Origin of the sequence: Pseudomonas sp. PA-5-4B, from assembly GCF_021606215.1 — a bacterium.
Taxonomy (GTDB): Bacteria; Pseudomonadota; Gammaproteobacteria; order Pseudomonadales; family Pseudomonadaceae; genus Aquipseudomonas; species Aquipseudomonas edaphica.
Map to the genome: position 1 here is coordinate 1 of NZ_WKDB01000054.1, position 16331 is coordinate 16331.

Consider the following 16331-nt stretch of genomic DNA (forward strand, 5'->3'; position numbering starts at 1 on the left):
TTCTTGACGACCATAGAGCATTGGAACCACCTGATCCCATCCCGAACTCAGTAGTGAAACGATGCATCGCCGATGGTAGTGTGGGGTTTCCCCATGTGAGAGTAGGTCATCGTCAAGATTAAATTCCGAAACCCCTGATTGCTAACGCAATCAGGGGTTTTGTTTTGGGCGCTCGAAAAGCGCCAACTTCAAAACCTCTACGCCTTGATCAGCTCAATCGGCATCATCCCGATCGCCATTCTCACACGCGCCCTGCACAAAGCTGGAAGGTCATGTGATTGATCGCACTTGCGTGATTAAGGCCTTTTGCAGCCCAAATCGGTCCGTGTCTGACAAAACAGCATGCCGTTGGGGAAATCGATGCAAAGTGTTTCTGCATTTTTGGTATGGTGCAGCACATTTTCACAAGGATTGATCTTTCAACCGCAGGACGCGGCGTCGAACTTCTTCAACGAGATGCTGTAGAAATGCCTGAACCGATACCGATCAAGGATCACGAAAAAGAAAACCGCCTGGTCAACAAGCGCTTGCTCGCCTGCGCACTCTTGGTGATTGGTATTACCTGCGCCCTGGTCGGGCGCATGTATTTCCTGCAGGTGGTGCAGTACGACTATCACTCGACGATTTCCGAGAACAACCGGGTCCACGTACTGCCGATCACGCCGACGCGCGGGCTGATTTATGACCGCAACGGCGTGGTGCTGGCCGACAACCGTCCCAGCTACAACCTGACCATCACTCGCGAGCGCACCACCGACCTCAAGGGCGAGCTGGACGCTATCGTCAGCCTGTTGCACTTACCCGCGGAAGACCGAGCAGTATTCGACAAGGCATTGAAACAAGCCCGCCATCCTTTTGTGCCGGTAACGCTGTTCTACGAATTGACCGAAGAGCAGATTGCCTTGCTGGCCGTTAACGAGTTCCGCTTGCCGGGCGTCGATGTTGAACCTCAGTTCGTGCGGCATTACCCGTTGGGCGCGCATTTTGCCCACTCGATTGGCTACGTTGGCCGAATCAACGAGAAAGAATCCAAGGCCCTCGACTCGGTGGAATACCGCGGTACCCAGTCCATCGGCAAGACCGGTATCGAGCGTTTCTACGAGTCCGAGCTGCACGGCCATGTCGGCTATGAAGAGGTCGAGACCAATGCCCAGGGCCGCGTGTTGCGCGTGCTCAAGCATACCGACCCGATCCCCGGCAAAAACATCGTGCTGAGCCTCGACGTCAAGCTCCAGGAAGCCGCGGAAGAGGCCTTGGGCGATCGCCGTGGTTCGGTGGTGGCCCTCGACCCGCAGACCGGCGAAGTGCTGGCCATGGTGAGTAAGCCGAGCTTTGACCCGAATCTGTTCGTCACCGGCATCAGTTTCAAGGAATATGCCGCGCTGCACGACTCCATCGACCGACCGCTGTTTAACCGCGTGCTACGCGGGCTTTACGCGCCTGGTTCGACCATCAAGCCGGAAGTGGCCATCGCCGGCCTCGACAGTGGCGTGGTGACCGCGCAAACCCGAGTGTTCGACCCCGGTTATTACCAACTGCCCGATTTTGACCACAAATACCGCAACTGGAACCACAGCGGTGACGGCTGGGTGGACATGGATGCGGCGATCATGCGCTCCAACGACACCTACTTTTACGACTTGGCCCACAAGCTGGGTATTGATCGCCTGCACGACTACCTGGCCGAGTTCGGCCTCGGTCAGAAAGTCTCTCTCGACATGTTCGAAGAATCAGCTGGCCTGATGCCTTCCCAGGCCTGGAAGCGTGCAACCCGTCGCCAACCCTGGTTCCCGGGCGAAACCGTGATCCTCGGCATTGGCCAGGGCTATATGCAGGTCACGCCATTGCAGTTGGCCCAGGCCACCGCGTTGATCGCCAACAAAGGTGTGTGGAACCGTCCGCACTTGGCCAAGACTATCAATGGCGTGCCGCCGGTGGACGAGAACCCAATGCCTAACGTAGTGCTCAAGGATCCGCATGATTGGGAGCAGGTCAACCACGGCATGCAGCTGGTGATGCATGACCCTCGCGGTATCGCCCGTGCAGCAGCGGCCGGTGCTCAGTACCGGATCGCCGGCAAGAGTGGTACTGCGCAGGTGGTGGCGATCAAGCAGGGTGAGCGCTATGACCGCAACAAGACGCTGGAACGGCATCGCGACAACGCCTTGTTCGTCGGTTTTGCTCCGGCCGAACATCCGAAAATCGTGATCTCGGTGATGATCGAAAACGGCGAGGCCGGTGGCCGCGTGGCGGGCCCGGTGGTGCGGCAGATCATGGACGCTTGGCTGCTTGACCAGGAAGGCCATCTCAAGCCGCAATATGCGACGCCGGCCAAGGCGCCCGGTGACCCGCACGTCTAGTCAAACCTTCCACTCATCCCAGTGCTCTACGCCTGCGTAAGCAAGCCAGGGCACATCATGGGCCGTCCAGATGTGCGAGGTGGGCCGCACGCCAGGGTCATCATCCAGTGTCGCCACCCGCACAATCACATGGGGCTGATGGCCACGCTCAGCCATCAGGTGTGACCCGCAGCGCGAACAGAAATGCCTGAGCTTGCCCGGTGAAGATTCAAACGACGACAGCAGCGCCTCACCCTGCATCCAGCGAAAGTGCTCGCGCATCACTCCGGCGGTGGCCACGAATGCGGCTGCGTGCACCTTGCGGCAACTGTCGCAATGGCAGTGGCTGATGGGCATGTCCAAGCTGTCGATTTGATAGCGCACGGCTTTGCAGAAGCAACTTCCATTCAGCGGGTCAGTCATACACGTATTGCCTGATTAAGGACGGGGACAATCATCATTGCTTACAACCTGAGGTTGCGCATTGTTTGTTGTCGCCTACTTTCAATGGAGGAGGTGACTTATGCACGTGTTAGATCGCATCGAACGAAAAGTCCTGCTCAACGTACCGCGCAAGCAGATCTGGGAAGCGCTCACCAATGCCGAGCAATTTGGCGAGTGGTTTGGCATCGCCCTCAAGGGTAAAACCTTTACCGCTGGAACAACCATCGAGGCGCCGATCACCTACCCAGGCTACGAACATGTGGTGTGGAAGGCGGAAATCGTGCGCATCCTGCCCCAAACCCTGTTCTCATTCAGATGGCACCCTTACGCTGTCGAGAAGGGCGTCGACTACGACCACGAAACACCGACCCTGGTAGAGTTCACCCTCGAAGACCGCGCGCCGGGCATCCTGCTGCGGGTGGTCGAATCCGGTTTTGACGCAGTGCCCGAACCCCGTCGCCAAAAAGCCTTCAGGATGAATTCCCGAGGCTGGGACGAGCAAATGGGTAACATCGAAAATTATCTGAACCAGGCCCACCGCGCCTGAGCCAGCGATGCGCAAATCCGCTGACTCATGTGGTTACAACGCGTTTAGAAATCCACCGTCGCCGAGAACTTGGCGACGCGCGGATCACCTTGGGTCAGATAACCGCCCAGCGCCGATTCCCAGTATTTAGTATTCGCCACGTTCTCCACCGTGGCACCCAGGCTCACATCACGCTGGGCCACCTTGAAGTTGTAGCGGGCGCCCACATCGAAGCGATTCCAGGCCGGCAGGCTGAGGTTGTTCGCCGCATCGGCGTACTGGCCGCCGGTACGCAGCATACGGCCGTTGACGCTCACGCCTTGCAGACCCGGCACATCCCAATCCACGCCGGCATTAAGTTGGAAGGACGGCACGCCAATGGCGCGGTTGCCGTCGTTGGCGCCGTTTGCCGTGCCGTTGACTTCGGTGTGGATGATGGTCGCGCCGCCCAGCAGGCGCAAGCCGCTGACGGGTTCGCCGAAGACGTTCAGCTCTACACCTTTGTTGACTTGCTCGCCTTCGAAGACAAAGGTCGCGGTGCCGTCCGCATTCAGTTGGGAAAAACCCTGGGTCGGCTGTTCGATTCGGTACACACCCAGCGTTGCGCCGTAGGCGCCCATGTCGAGCTTGACGCCAGCCTCGGTCTGTTTCGAGCGCGCGGGTGCAAAGGTCTGGTTGGCGTTGGTTACGATGGCGCTGCTGAAGGTGGAGGGAGCCGTCGGCCCTGACGCCAGGCCTTCGATGTGGTTGGCGTAGAGAGACACATTCTCCCATGGCTTGAACACCAGGCCATACACCGGCGTGGTGATGCCCTTGGCGTAGTTGGCGGTGCGTGTGCCGGTGCCGTAGGCGTAGCCCTGAACCACCAGCTCCTGGCGGCGCAGGCCGGCGGTGAACAGCAAACGGTCATCCATAAAGCCGAAGGTGTCCGACACCGCCGCGCTGCGGGCGAAGGTCTTGGCGGTGATGCCGGGGTCGTTCAGGTCGCTGCCGGAGGTGAAGCCGCCTTTGGCTGGAGCGGTCACATCGGCGGGGCTGTAAATATTGGTCGGCTGGCTGCCGGAGGCAAAGTCAAAGGCGTTGCGGGTCTGGGTCCAGATGCCGGTCAAGCCGAGGTTCAATTTGTGGCTGACAGCACCGGTCTGGAACTTGCCGTTCAGGCCGGCCATCAGGCTGGTGTTGTCTTCCTGATGCGCAATGTTCGAGCCGCTGACTGTGGCATTGCCCAGTGTGTCCCTCAGGGTCACCGACGAATAGCGGCCCAGCTCGTTGGTGTGCTTGGCGCCCCCGGCGATGTAGGCGGTCCAGTTATCGTTGAGGTCATACTCGCCGCGCAACATGCCGAAGGTGTCTTCCAGGCTGGTGGTGCCCCAGTTCGGCGCGTAGTTGGTGTCGGCCGACGGCGCATTCGGGATATGGGTCAGCCCGCTGCCAAGCAACACCGTGTTGCGTCCGCCATTGACCTGCTGCTTCTGATAAACAAAGTCGCCTGACACCCGCAGGGCATCGCTGCGATAGTCCAGGCCGACCGAAAACAGCTTCGAACGCTGGCTTTCGTCGTCGATGGCGGTGTCGCCTTCGCGCTGGGAAATATTCACCCGCGCGCCAAAACGGTTGTCTTCGCCGAAGCGCTGGCCGATGTCCAGGTGTTCACCCACCCGGCCGTCACTGCTGATGTCGGTGCTCAAACGGCGCAAAGGCACATCATCAGCGCGCTTGGGTTGCAGGTTGACGCCGCCGCCGATGCCGGAGCCGCTGGGTGTGACGCCGTTGATAAAGGCGTTGGGGCCTTTGAACACTTCAACCCGTTCCAGGGCGTCGGTGGACATGATCTGGCGCGGCAGGATGCCGTACAAACCGTTGAACGAAATATCGTCGCCGTTGAGCGGCAGGCCACGAATCACAAAGGCTTGAGCCTGGTTCGCATAGCCCGATGCCTGGCGCACGGACGAGTCATTGAGCAACACATCGCCGACGGTTTGCGCATGCTGCTCGCGGATCAACTTCTCGGTGTAGGAGGACATGCTGAACGGCGCGTCCATGATGTCCTGGTTGCCCAGCACACCTAATTGGCCGCCGCGCGCGACCTGGCCACCAGCGTAAACCGGCGGCAATGCATTCGGTGCAGGTGCGTCGGCGCTGATGTTGGTTGCACCCAATTCCAGTGTGTTGCCGTCTGGACGGTTGTTAGTTTCTGGGGCTGCCGCGTGAGCGGCAAGGCTCAGTGAGCAGCAAAGGGCAAGCAGGGCAGGGCGAAACGGTACAGAAATTTGGTTGCAGGTGGGCATGGTCGATCCGGACGGCGAACCGTCAATGTGAGGAAAAGGGCAACAACGTTGCGCTTCCTCACTGCGCGGATACGACTCCGGCGCGAATGATAGTAATTGTCATTAATGTTTCGCAACCGGTTTGTGAAATCGTTGTCCGCGCAGGCGCGAGCTGCCGACCAGCGGCGGCAAAGGTGCGTGCGGCGCACGCTTCTTCGGGCGCCTGGGCAAGGGCGATGGACCAGGCGCTGAGTACAAACGCAAAGGTAAATGCCATCGCCCATCGCGTTTGCCCGGATGCCGAGTAGAATCACGCCCTGAAAGCGATTCCTGAGGTGCGGTACGGTGGATTTACAGCAGGGTTTTGTCCTGACCCGGCATTGGCGCGACACGGCGGCGGGCACGGAGGTGAGTTTCTGGCTGGCCACCGACCAAGGCCCACGGTGCGTGCGCCTACCCGTGCAAACCTCGGTGATGTTTATTCCGCAAGCCCATCGCAAGCCGCTCGACTGGTTGCTCAAGGGCGAGCGCGAGATTGAACTGCGCCCGTTGCAATTGTGCGACTTCCATCATCGCCCTGTCCTTGGTCTCTACACCCGCCAGCACCGCCAGTTGATGGACCTGGAAAAGCGCCTGCGCGCCGCCGGTGTCGACGTCTACGAAGCCGACGTGCGCCCGCCCGAGCGTTACATGATGGAACGCTTCATCACCGCGCCCGTGTGGTTTGGCGGCACACCGGATGCCAGCGGCACCTTGCTTGAGGCGCAGATGAAACCCGCGCCTGACTACCGCCCGCCGCTCAAACTGGTGTCCCTGGACATCGAGACCACCGCCCAAGGCGATCTGTATTCCATTGCCCTGGAAGGCTGCGGCGAGCGCCAGGTGTACATGCTCGGCCCGCCAAACAAAGCCGATGCGGTGGACTTCAAACTCGACTACTGCGATACCCGCGCCCAACTGCTCGAGTGCCTCAACCAATGGCTGGCTACCCACGACCCCGATGCAATCATCGGCTGGAACCTGGTGCAGTTCGACCTGCGCGTGCTCCACGAACATGCCCAGCGCCTCAACGTGCCGCTGTTGCTCGGGCGTGGCGGCGAGGCCATGGCCTGGCGTGAACATGGCAGCCGCAACCACTACTTCGCCGCTGCCGCCGGGCGGCTGATTATCGATGGCATCGAAGCTTTGCGTTCGGCCACCTGGAGTTTCGAATCCTTCAGCCTGGAAAACGTCGCGCAAACCCTGCTCGGCGAAGGCAAGGACATCTCCACGCCGTACCAGCGCATGGACGAAATCAACCGCATGTTCGCCGAGGACAAGCCCGCATTGGCGCGCTACAACCTCAAGGACTGCGAGCTGGTCACGCGGATTTTCGCCAAGACCGAACTGCTCAAGTTCCTGCTCGAACGCGCCAGCGTCACCGGGCTGCCGGCCGACCGTAATGGCGGCTCCGTGGCGGCGTTCACGCACCTGTATATGCCGCTGATGCACCGCCAGGGCTTCGTCGCGCCGAACCTGGGCGACAAACCGCCCCAGGCCAGCCCCGGCGGGTTCGTGATGGACTCGCGTCCCGGCCTCTATGAATCGGTGCTGGTGCTGGACTACAAAAGCCTTTACCCGTCGATCATCCGCAGTTTTCTCATCGACCCGGTGGGCCTGATCGAAGGCCTCAAACATCCCGAGGACAGCGAATCGGTAGAGGGCTTTCGCGGTGCGCGTTTTTCCCGCACCCGGCATTGCCTGCCCTCGATTGTCGCGCGGGTTTCCGAAGGCCGCGAAGTGGCCAAGCGTGAACACAACGCGCCGTTGTCCCAAGCCCTTAAAATCATCATGAACGCGTTTTACGGCGTGCTTGGCTCCAGCGGTTGCCGCTTCTTCGACACGCGGCTGGCGTCCTCGATCACGATGCGTGGGCACCAGATCATGCGCCAGACCCGCGAGCTGGTCGAAGCCAAGGGTTATGACGTGATCTACGGCGACACCGACTCCACCTTCGTCTGGCTCGGCAGCGCGCATGCTGCGGAGGACGCCAGCCGCATCGGTCGGGAACTGGTGCAGCACGTCAACGAGTGGTGGCGCGCGCATCTGCACAACGAATTCGGCCTGCAAAGCGCCCTGGAACTGCAATACGAAACCCACTTCAGCCGCTTCCTCATGCCGACCATCCGCGGCGCTGAGGAGGGCAGCAAAAAGCGCTACGCCGGCTTGGTTGTACGCGCCGACGGCAGCGAAGAAATGGTCTACAAAGGCCTGGAAACCGTGCGCAGCGACTGGTCGCCGCTGGCCCGGCAATTCCAGCAGGAACTCTATCAGCGCATCTTCCATCGCCAGCCGTATCAAGACTACGTTCGCGACTATGTGCGGCGTACCTTGAGCGGCGAACTCGACGACTTGCTGATCTACCGCAAACGCCTGCGCCGCCCACTCGACGATTACGAGCGCAACGTGCCGCCGCATGTGCGCGCCGCACGCCTGGCGGATGAATATAACGACCGTCTGGGGCGCCCGCGCCAGTATCAGCGCGGCGGCTGGATCAGCTATGTGATCACGGTCAACGGCCCGCAGCCGCTGGAAGTACGCCAGGCGCCGATCGACTACGACCACTACGTCACCCGGCAATTGCAGCCGGTGGCCGATGCGATCCTGCCGTTCGTAAATGATGATTTCGGCACGCTGGTCGGCGGGCAAATGGGCTTGTTTTAAAACGCTTGCCTGTACGTGGGGCGAGCCTGCACTCTTGGCCGCTGACGACCACTCTCAGACGGCGCAGCTTCCATGACTCAGATCACGTTGACCGGCAGCACGGTCGAACTCCAGCCCCTGCAACGCGAACACAAAACCGCCTTGCTTGAAGCGGCCGCCGACGGCCAATTGTGGAACCTCAAGGTCACCAACGTGCCAGGTCCGGACACCATCGACACCTACATCGACACGGCCTTGGCCGGCCGCGACGCGGGCAGCGTGATCCCCTTCACCCTGGTGCGCGCAGGCACTGGCCAGGTGGTGGGCAGCACGCGGTTCTGGAAGGTCGATCGGGCCAATCGCAAGCTGGAAATCGGTCACACCTGGCTGGCCGAGTCCACGCAAAAAACCGGCATCAACACCGAAGCCAAGCTCTTGCTGCTGACCTACGCTTTTGAAGTGCTCGACTGTGTGCGGGTGCAGTTCACTACCGATGAACTCAACGAAAAATCCCGTGCCGCGATCCTGCGCCTTGGCGCCGTGCAAGAGGGCATTGTGCGCCACGAGCGCATCATGCCCGATGGGCGCAAGCGCAATTCGGTGCGGTTCAGCATCATCGATTCGGAATGGCTGCAGGTGAAGGCCAGCTTGCAGGCCAAACTGCAGCGATAAGGAGACAACCCCCATGTACACGCTCTACGGCATCGACGAATCCGGCTCCTGCATGATCGAAATCGCCCTGCAGCGTTGCGCGGTGGCATGGCGGCGCATCGACGCCAGCTCCTGGGAAGACGGCGAAGGCAGCGACGCCCTGGCCCGCATCAACCCACTCAAACAAATCCCCACGTTGGTGACGCCCGAGGGCCAGGTGCTGACCGAAAGCGCCGCGATCCTGATCCACCTGGGCCTGGAGTTTCCCGCCTCCGAGCTGCTCGCCGGCAACCGTGCGCAGATCCTGCGCGGGCTGGTATACATCGCCGCCAATTGCTATTCGGCGGTCGGCATCATCGACTACCCGCAACGCTGGCTCGGTAATGTGGATGACGCCGCACAGGCACAATTGATCAGCGGCACGCGCCGTTACCTGCACCAGGCCTGGGTGGTGTTTGCCGAGCAGTTTGCCGACCAGTTGTTCGCCCCCGGCAATGTGCCGAACGCGCTGGGCATTATGGCGGCCGCGGTGTCGCGTTGGGACGCGGCGCGGGAGGTGTTGAACAACCTCGCGCCAGGCTTTGCCCAGACGCTGGCGCGAGTGGATGCCGACCCGGTGGTGGCGCCGGTATTTGCGCGGCATTGGCCGCAATAGAACGCCTCGTAATGGTTCCGCAATCTGAAGAAACAATGACTGATAACCCCATTCGAGCCCTTGCGTGGCAGGCTTACTGACCTACGCTTCTTAACGAGGTGTAGGAATCATCCTTGAAATTGACTGTCGCAGACATGAAACTCAAGAACCCTGCATGGAATTCAAAGGAGGTGCGCATGCTCATCCGGTCGCTGACCCTGGCTACCTTGATGGCTTTTACGGGGCCGCTGTTGGCCGCTGATGATATCAACCCGCTCAAGCAGGACTTGGGCAAGGCTCGGCCGCTGGTGGTGGTGGAGCTCGATTCCGGCAACGACACTTTGGCGACCCTCAAGAAACAATTGGATGAGCCTGCTACCAAGCAGTCCTTTGAAGAGCGCAGCATGGTGTTCTACACCGTGAAGTTCGGCAGCATCGGTGCTGAAGGCGAAAAATTCGCCAAGGACCCCAAGGACAACAAGAAGCTCACGCCACCTGAAACCAACGCGCTGATCCGTGCCCTCAAGCTCGGCGCCGGCAGCGGTACAAAGGTGATCCTGATCGGCAAGGATGGCGAGAAGAAACTGGAGAAGACCGTACCGCCGGATCCCCTCGACCTGAAGGTGTTCTTCAGCACCATCGACCAGATGCCGATGGCCGAGAAAGAAGCAGCTGCTCCGGTTGTGCCAGAACCTGCGCCTGCGCCTGGCAAGAACGCTACCAAAGCGGGTAAGGCAGCCAAGCCGGCTGCGCCTCAACAGCTGGATGACTGAGTCCGTGCAGGAGCTGGCTTACCAGCTCCTGCGCAGGCCGTTGCGGTGGTGGTTCCAGTTCACTGTTTCCACGGCTTGAACCACCCAGCCAACCCTCCCAATACCAGGGCTGCCGTCACGGTACTCAAGCCCAGTTGCCAGCCATCGTTTTGCAGTGGATGCAAGATGACGGCTGCAAAACCCAGTAATACCGCACTCAGCCCCCATTGCAGCGGCCAGCCCAGTTGGCCAAGCAATTGCTGGCGTTGCATCAGCAGCAGGTTGGTGACGATAACCCCGCCCAATGCCGCCAAGGCGATACCCGGTAAACCCAGAAAGTACGGCAGCAGCACCAACAGCAAAGCGTTGACCCCGCTGCCCAGCAATTCGCAGCGCAAGGGCAGGCGCGTGTCGCCGCTGGCATAGGCATAGCGGGCGAGCATGGCGTTCCAGGCGCCGAACACCAGTGGCGTCGCGAACCAGGCCAGCAGCGCCGGCAGTGGGCCGTCGGCGCTTTGGGTGGGCATCAGCAGATGAATCAGCACCGGGCTGGCGCCGATCAGTCCGAGGGCGGCCGGCAGGCTGAGCAGGGTCGCAGCATCCAGGCCGCGACGCAGCAGGGCCAGGCGCTGTTGGCCTTGTTCGCCGCTCATCATGCCCAGCAGCACCTGGTTGAGGCTCATCAGGGCGATCAATGGCAGGTTGATCAACTTGCGGGCAAGGTTGACCCACGTGACGGCACCTTCTCCCAGGTAACTGGCGATCAAGCGTTCGAGCAGCGCCAGCCCCTGGCTGGCGACATTGCTGGCCAACAATGGCCCGATGCGCCCCAACAGTTCGCGGCCCGCCAGCTTGTCGCCAGTGACTTGCCATGGCCGCCAGCCGAAAGACCAGACCGGCGCCAGCAGCGGCAGGCACATCAACACACTGCCGGCAAAAAAGCTCATGGCCAGTTCGCCGCTGTCGCTTGCGCTGCCACGGATAAACAGGTACAGCACCGGTGGCAGATTGAACAGTAAAGAGCCCAGGCCCGGCAGCACAAAACGTTGGCGTGCCTGCAAGGGAATACTGAACAACCCATGCATCACCAGGCCCGGCGCACAGGCCGCCAGCCAACGCAAGTTAGCGGCGGCTTCGGCATGGGCCTCGGCGTCCAGGCCGGGGCCGATCAGGCGCACCCACAGCGGCGCGCCCAGCGCCAGTACGGCAAACAGGGCCAGGCCCACGCCCAGCAGGCGAGGGGAAAGACTGGCCAGCCAGGCTTGCTGGCGTTGTGGGTCGCGTTGTTGATAAAGGGGCAGGGCAGCCGCCGCAAGCAAGCCGGCGGCCAGGGTCATGCGCAACGCTTCGGGCAAAAACACCGCCACCAGAAACCCGTCGCTGCGACTGCCCGCGCCCCAGGCCGCCACCAGCAGCCATTCGCGGGCAAAACCGGCGACCAGCCCGGCGAGGGTCGCGACGGTCAGCCAGAGCGTGCTGCCGAACATCAGTGGAACAGGGTGAACAGGCCCTTGCCACCCACCTTATAGTTCAGATCATGGCAGCGTTCGCCCATGATTTTGGCCCCGGAACCGCCAATGATTTTGTAGGGGGCCACAGCCTTGGCCACCACGGTATTGGCGCTGATCACCGAGCCATGCCCCAGGTGCGTGCCGTAGCCGATCAACGCCCGGCTGCCGATCCACACATAGTCGTCGATGTAGATCGGCCCGGAAATCGACCAGAACTCCGGAGCCTGCAAGTCATGACTGCCGGCGATGATCAGCACGTGGGAAGCGATCGCCACGTGGTTGCCGATCACCAGCCCGGCGCGGGCGTCCACCTGGCAATGCCAGGCGATCACCGTATCGTCACCGACTCTCAAGTTGTGGATGCCCAATACTTCGGTGTTACGCCACAAGCTTGTGCCCTTGCCGATCTTCGCGCCGCCCAGGCGCAGCCAGGCAATGCGCACATGGTGGCTGGGGATCTTGTTGATCAAAATGTTGTAGGCCATGTCCCAGGCGTTGCGCCAGCGATCCTTGATAGTTGCCCAGTTTTTGCCATAGCGCGGAAGTAGCTTGCCCGGCAGGTCCTGTTTCATACGACGGAACAAAAGGCGGGCCACCGGGTGCTCAAGGGCGGGTTCCAGGTCGATGGAGTTTATCCAGAAGCGCTTGTTGTCGCCTTCGCCCTCTTCAAACACCACGTCGTTGGCCAGGCACCAGTCCAGCGCCTCTTCCAGGTCCGGCAGGCTCACGCCTATTTCAGCGGCCAGTGTGGGGAGGCGGTCGCGCAAATCGGTGGAGTGAATCATCCGGTGCTTCATGGTTGGTTATCCTTTGGCGCAATAGCAGCAACAGGGGCGGTAATGGAGGGGCGCAGACGCACCTGTTGCAGGCTCATGCCCATCAACAGCCAGAACAGCGCGATCAGTACAAAGGTGAAGCTGAAATAGTGGTCGAAAATCCCCGTCAACAGCGCTGCCATCACGCCGCAGATACACCCCAGCCACAGGGCGTTGTCGGCGGTGACCTTGCGCACCTGGCCCAGGGGCCGCACTTCCCGCCACCACAACACAGTGACGGTGATAAACAACAGCATCCCCGGAATGCCGACCTTGTAGATGAAGTTCAGCCACAGGTTGGAGATGCCCAGCAGGTTGGTGCCGGGTACGGGTGGGTCTATCTTGAAGCCGATCCCCAGGGGATATGTCGACATGGCCTCGGGGAATCTTGCGTACTCGTCGAAGCGGATTTCGGTACTGGCATTGGTGGACGAGAAGATGGTCAGCAAGCGCTCCTGCAACGGCGGATAGAACATCACCAGCGCAACCCCAAACGCCACGCCGATACCGATGATGCGCCCGCTGTTAGGCACGCGCTTATAGGTCAGCCAGATCAGCACCAGCGCCAGGGCCACGATGGCGCCACGGGAAATACTCAGCAGCAGGCCGGCGCAACCCAGCACCGCCACCGCCAGGCCCAGCGCCCGGCGCCAGCCGCTGCGGGTCCAGCCGTAGAACAGCGCCAGGGGGATAAACAGCACCAGCACGCCACCCGTCAGGTTAGGGTGCACCCAGGGCGAGGCCATGCGCGTGTAGTTGGCGGAAAAAATATCCTTCACCGCTTCCGGGTGGGCGTACTTGAGGTCGGTGAGCACCTCGATCATCGACATGGCGTTGCGCGTCTTCAGAAACATGAAAATCGACAGCAACAGCATCGCCAGGTTGCCCAGCAGCAGGGCGACCACCACCTTGTCGCGGTCGGCGTCGGTGCGCAGCAGCAACGGCACGATAAACAGCAACGACAGGTTCATCAGCCAGCGTACCCAGTTCACCGGCCCGTTGCCTTCGGCATGGATGATGACCATGCCCCAGATAAACGGAATAGTGCTGAACAGCATCAGCCACATCAGCGCGCGCTCGGTCGGACGCCACAGGATCAAGCCGCGGGTCTTGCCGATAAACGATTGCCAGAACACCCCGACCCAGGTCAGCCCCAACACCGCTTCGCTGATGGTGGTGCGGATCCCCAGTTCCAACGTGGTGTAGGGAATGCTGGTGGCCAACACCGCGAAAATCAGCAAGCCCCACAGGGGAAAGCGGATCAGGGTCAAGGCCACACCCGCGCCGGCCACGACCAGCAAGGTCTTGATCGGCGACAGGGCCAACAGCAAAATGCCGAAGACCAGGCCCAGGAGCAGGCTGATGAATTTTCCTGGCAGCATTAGCGGTCCAATTCCTTGAGCAAAGTATCCAGGCGCGAGCGATAGGCCGGTTCGGCAAATTGCCGGGCCCAGGCGCGCTGCGTTTCGGCGTCTGCCGTGTTGCCTGCGGTTGCCATTTGCTGCATGACGTTCTGCAATTGCCTGGCATCGTGTGGGTCGAAGCGCGGGGCGCCGGGCGGCGCGACTTCATCCAGGGCGGAACCGCGTGCCACCGCCACCGGCGTGCCCACACTCAAGGCTTCCACCACCGGCAGGCCAAAGCCCTCGGCATAAGACGGCTGCCATAGGCAGTCGGTATGACGGTAAAGGGCTTGCAGTTGGCCGTCGGATAAACCGCTGCACCAGTGCAGGCCCGGCAGTTCGCCAAGGGCGGACGGTACATCGCTGGCGTGGCCCACCAGTACCAGGTCCGGCACCTCAGGGTTCGCCGTACGGCAGGCCTGCCATTGGCGCAGGAAAAATGCCATGTTCTTGCGCGGCTCCCGTGTGCCCACCACCAACCAGTAACGCGCCGGCAGGTTGTCTGGCTGCGGTTCTGGCGCTGCATTCAATTCGGGCACCAGGTTGTTCAACACCCGGAACTTGGCCCGGGCCCAGGGGAATACGCGGGCGGCTTCGTTGCAGGAAAACTGCGAAGGGCACCACACCCGGTCAGCCTGCCACACCGACCAGGCAATCGAGGCACCGTCGATCAAGCGATAGGCCAGGGCCTTGAGCCTGGAGCGATGGAAGTTACGCTGAGTCAGCTGAAACAGGTCATGCAGCACCAGGACATAACGGGTGCCGGCGGGTTTGCGGCACAGCGGCAAGCCCATATTGGCCGTGGCGATGTGCAGGTCGATCTGTTGCTCATGCAAGGATCTGGGCAAAAATTTTCGCTCAAACCGCAAGCGTACCTGCGGCCGTTGCAGGCCATCCAGCGGGCTGGCCCACGGTGGGCATATGGCGGTCTGGCGTTGCGGGTGGTCCAGGGGCGCCTCAGTGAACAGCAGCACCTCAGTGTTGTCCCGCGCGCGCAGGGCATCTTCCAGCGCCAGGACCTGGCGGGCGATGCCCGACGAGGGCGCAACCGTGGCGGGGCGATAGTCCAGGGCTACGCGCATGGCTGAAATTCCTTAGAGTCGATCAAGGTGTTGTAGATGTGCTCCAGTTCGTCACCGGCCACCGCCCAGTCGTGGTACTGCCGCGCATACTCGCGTGCCGCATCGGCCAGTTGCCGGGCCAGCAGCGGCTGATCGAGCAGGCGCACGATGGCGTCGGTCAGAGCCTCGGCGCTTTCGCCCGCCAGGTAATGCGCCTGTGGTTGCACCGCCAACCCGGAAACACCCTGGGCCGTGCTGACCAGCGGCAAGCCGGCGGCCATTGCCTCCAACACCTTGAGCTTGGAGCCGCCGCCATGGCGCAACGCGGCGACAAAACCGGCGCAGCGCCGTTGCAGAGCGCACAGATCAGGAACAAACCCCAGCCACTCGACACGTTCATCCGGCCAACGGTCGCGCCAGTGTTCGGGCAAGCCGTAACCGGCCACCGCCAGGCGCGCGTTCGGACACTGCAGCCAGACCCGGGGGAATATCTCCTCAAGCAACCACTGCACAGCGTCCAGGTTCGGTGCGTATTCGTAATTGCCGACAAACAACAAACGCTGGCTCTGCGCATCGGCACTGACCTGGGCGAAGGCACGGCTGTCGACGCCATTGACCACCACGCTTACCGGCGTTGCAGTCAACGGCCGCATGGCCTGGGCGTCCGCCTCGGTCACCGCAATCACATGGGCGGCGGCATCGAAGGCCTTGCGCTCCCATTGCCGGCAGCGCCATTGGTCGTACTGCACGAACGGCGCGGCCCACTTGGGGAAACGGTCATAAGTGGCGCCGCCCAGGCTTGATTCCAGGTTGTGCTCGGTCAGCACAAACTCGCGCTTGCGCTGCTGCAAGGTGCGCAGAAACGGTTGCAGGCTGTAGCTGTGTTCCACTTGAATCACGTCCCAGCGCTCGTTCAACAGTTGCGCAAATTGGGCTTGCAACGGTGCCGACAGGCCATTGACCGTGGTCAGCAACGGCCACGGTGCGAATACGCCCGCGAGCAGGGTCATCGGGTGTTTCAGTGGCCGGCGCGGCACCACGATCAGGCGCTCGAGCAAGGGTTCAAGGGCTGCGTGCGCCGCGTCATCGGCCGGTGTCTTCGATTGCGCCAGCAGCGTGATGCGATGCCCGCGCTCACTCAAGGTGCGCAGCAAATGATACTGCCGGGTCTTGCCGCCGCTGGTGGTCGGCCACGGCAGGTAGGGCACAATCCATAGGATTCTCATGTACAGCTCTCCATGCCCGG

Annotated in this window: 13 protein-coding genes and 1 rRNA gene; 7 read left to right on the forward strand and 7 right to left on the reverse strand. The window is 61.5% G+C overall.

Annotation, left to right across the window (positions count from 1 at the left end; genetic code table 11):
- Window positions 1-2 precede the first annotated feature (2 nt).
- Window positions 3-118 (forward strand): 5S ribosomal RNA (rrf, locus tag GIW28_RS22645).
- A 349-nt stretch (window positions 119-467) separates the two neighbouring features.
- Complete coding sequence (mrdA, locus tag GIW28_RS22650; protein WP_017135351.1) at window positions 468-2360, forward strand: penicillin-binding protein 2; 1893 nt, start codon at window positions 468-470, stop codon at window positions 2358-2360.
- On the opposite strand, the gene GIW28_RS22655 is transcribed toward mrdA, so the two are convergent.
- A complete protein-coding gene (locus GIW28_RS22655) occupies window positions 2361-2762 on the reverse strand; it encodes a GFA family protein (protein WP_017135350.1) in 402 nt (133 codons plus the stop codon).
- A 100-nt stretch (window positions 2763-2862) separates the two neighbouring features.
- Between GIW28_RS22655 and GIW28_RS22660 the strand changes: the two genes are divergently transcribed.
- Window positions 2863-3330, forward strand: a complete 468-nt coding sequence (locus tag GIW28_RS22660; RefSeq protein ID WP_236447189.1) for an SRPBCC family protein — start codon at window positions 2863-2865, stop codon at window positions 3328-3330.
- A 44-nt stretch (window positions 3331-3374) separates the two neighbouring features.
- Here GIW28_RS22660 and GIW28_RS22665 read toward each other — a convergent pair whose 3' ends face one another.
- The gene (locus GIW28_RS22665) at window positions 3375-5597 is read right to left on the reverse strand and encodes a TonB-dependent receptor (protein WP_236447188.1); all 2223 of its coding nucleotides are present in this window, start codon (window positions 5595-5597) and stop codon (window positions 3375-3377) included.
- A 324-nt stretch (window positions 5598-5921) separates the two neighbouring features.
- On the opposite strand from GIW28_RS22665, the gene GIW28_RS22670 reads away from it, so the two are divergent.
- The 4 genes from GIW28_RS22670 (at window position 5922) to GIW28_RS22685 (ending at window position 10316) form a co-directional block, all read left to right on the forward strand.
- Window positions 5922-8279: a DNA polymerase II gene (locus GIW28_RS22670; RefSeq protein WP_177034954.1), complete on the forward strand. Its 2358-nt coding sequence runs from the start codon at window positions 5922-5924 to the stop codon at window positions 8277-8279.
- A gap of 72 nt (window positions 8280-8351) precedes the next feature.
- On the forward strand, window positions 8352-8930 hold the full coding sequence (locus tag GIW28_RS22675; RefSeq protein ID WP_099550095.1) for a GNAT family N-acetyltransferase: 579 nt from the start codon (window positions 8352-8354) through the stop codon (window positions 8928-8930).
- A 13-nt stretch (window positions 8931-8943) separates the two neighbouring features.
- Window positions 8944-9564 (forward strand): glutathione S-transferase family protein, encoded by a 621-nt coding sequence (locus GIW28_RS22680; RefSeq protein ID WP_017135344.1) that lies wholly within the window; start codon window positions 8944-8946, stop codon window positions 9562-9564.
- 176 nt (window positions 9565-9740) lie between these two features.
- Window positions 9741-10316 (forward strand): DUF4174 domain-containing protein, encoded by a 576-nt coding sequence (locus GIW28_RS22685; protein WP_017135343.1) that lies wholly within the window; start codon window positions 9741-9743, stop codon window positions 10314-10316.
- Window positions 10317-10375: 59 nt separating this feature from the next.
- Here the strand turns inward: GIW28_RS22685 and GIW28_RS22690 are convergent, their stop codons facing one another.
- The 5 genes from GIW28_RS22690 to GIW28_RS22710 are packed head-to-tail and all read right to left on the reverse strand — an operon-like array spanning window position 10376 to window position 16311.
- The gene (locus GIW28_RS22690; protein ID WP_017135342.1) at window positions 10376-11782 is read right to left on the reverse strand and encodes a lipid II flippase MurJ; all 1407 of its coding nucleotides are present in this window, start codon (window positions 11780-11782) and stop codon (window positions 10376-10378) included.
- On the reverse strand, window positions 11782-12603 hold the full coding sequence (locus GIW28_RS22695) for an acyltransferase (RefSeq protein WP_017135341.1): 822 nt from the start codon (window positions 12601-12603) through the stop codon (window positions 11782-11784). The genes GIW28_RS22690 and GIW28_RS22695 overlap by 1 nt, the downstream gene beginning before the upstream one ends.
- The gene (locus GIW28_RS22700) at window positions 12600-14003 is read right to left on the reverse strand and encodes an O-antigen ligase family protein (RefSeq protein ID WP_017135340.1); all 1404 of its coding nucleotides are present in this window, start codon (window positions 14001-14003) and stop codon (window positions 12600-12602) included. Before GIW28_RS22700 ends, GIW28_RS22695 begins: the two co-directional genes overlap by 4 nt.
- Window positions 14003-15106: a glycosyltransferase family 4 protein gene (locus GIW28_RS22705; RefSeq protein WP_138449856.1), complete on the reverse strand. Its 1104-nt coding sequence runs from the start codon at window positions 15104-15106 to the stop codon at window positions 14003-14005. Before GIW28_RS22705 ends, GIW28_RS22700 begins: the two co-directional genes overlap by 1 nt.
- The gene (locus tag GIW28_RS22710; RefSeq protein ID WP_236447187.1) at window positions 15097-16311 is read right to left on the reverse strand and encodes a glycosyltransferase family 4 protein; all 1215 of its coding nucleotides are present in this window, start codon (window positions 16309-16311) and stop codon (window positions 15097-15099) included. The genes GIW28_RS22705 and GIW28_RS22710 overlap by 10 nt, the downstream gene beginning before the upstream one ends.
- Between the last annotated feature and the right edge of the window lie 20 nt (window positions 16312-16331).

Excerpts from the sequence above, each read along its gene's own strand:
- mrdA (WP_017135351.1), top strand. The coding sequence starts at position 468 with ATGCCTGAACCGATACCGATCAAGGATCACGAAAAAGAAAACCGCCTG.
- GIW28_RS22655 (WP_017135350.1), bottom strand. The coding sequence starts at position 2,762 with ATGACTGACCCGCTGAATGGAAGTTGCTTCTGCAAAGCCGTGCGCTAT.
- GIW28_RS22660 (WP_236447189.1), top strand. The coding sequence starts at position 2,863 with ATGCACGTGTTAGATCGCATCGAACGAAAAGTCCTGCTCAACGTACCG.
- GIW28_RS22665 (WP_236447188.1), bottom strand. The coding sequence starts at position 5,597 with ATGCCCACCTGCAACCAAATTTCTGTACCGTTTCGCCCTGCCCTGCTT.
- GIW28_RS22675 (WP_099550095.1), top strand. The coding sequence starts at position 8,352 with ATGACTCAGATCACGTTGACCGGCAGCACGGTCGAACTCCAGCCCCTG.
- GIW28_RS22680 (WP_017135344.1), top strand. The coding sequence starts at position 8,944 with ATGTACACGCTCTACGGCATCGACGAATCCGGCTCCTGCATGATCGAA.
- GIW28_RS22685 (WP_017135343.1), top strand. The coding sequence starts at position 9,741 with ATGCTCATCCGGTCGCTGACCCTGGCTACCTTGATGGCTTTTACGGGG.
- GIW28_RS22690 (WP_017135342.1), bottom strand. The coding sequence starts at position 11,782 with ATGTTCGGCAGCACGCTCTGGCTGACCGTCGCGACCCTCGCCGGGCTG.
- GIW28_RS22695 (WP_017135341.1), bottom strand. The coding sequence starts at position 12,603 with ATGAAGCACCGGATGATTCACTCCACCGATTTGCGCGACCGCCTCCCC.
- GIW28_RS22700 (WP_017135340.1), bottom strand. The coding sequence starts at position 14,003 with ATGCTGCCAGGAAAATTCATCAGCCTGCTCCTGGGCCTGGTCTTCGGC.
- GIW28_RS22705 (WP_138449856.1), bottom strand. The coding sequence starts at position 15,106 with ATGCGCGTAGCCCTGGACTATCGCCCCGCCACGGTTGCGCCCTCGTCG.
- GIW28_RS22710 (WP_236447187.1), bottom strand. The coding sequence starts at position 16,311 with ATGAGAATCCTATGGATTGTGCCCTACCTGCCGTGGCCGACCACCAGC.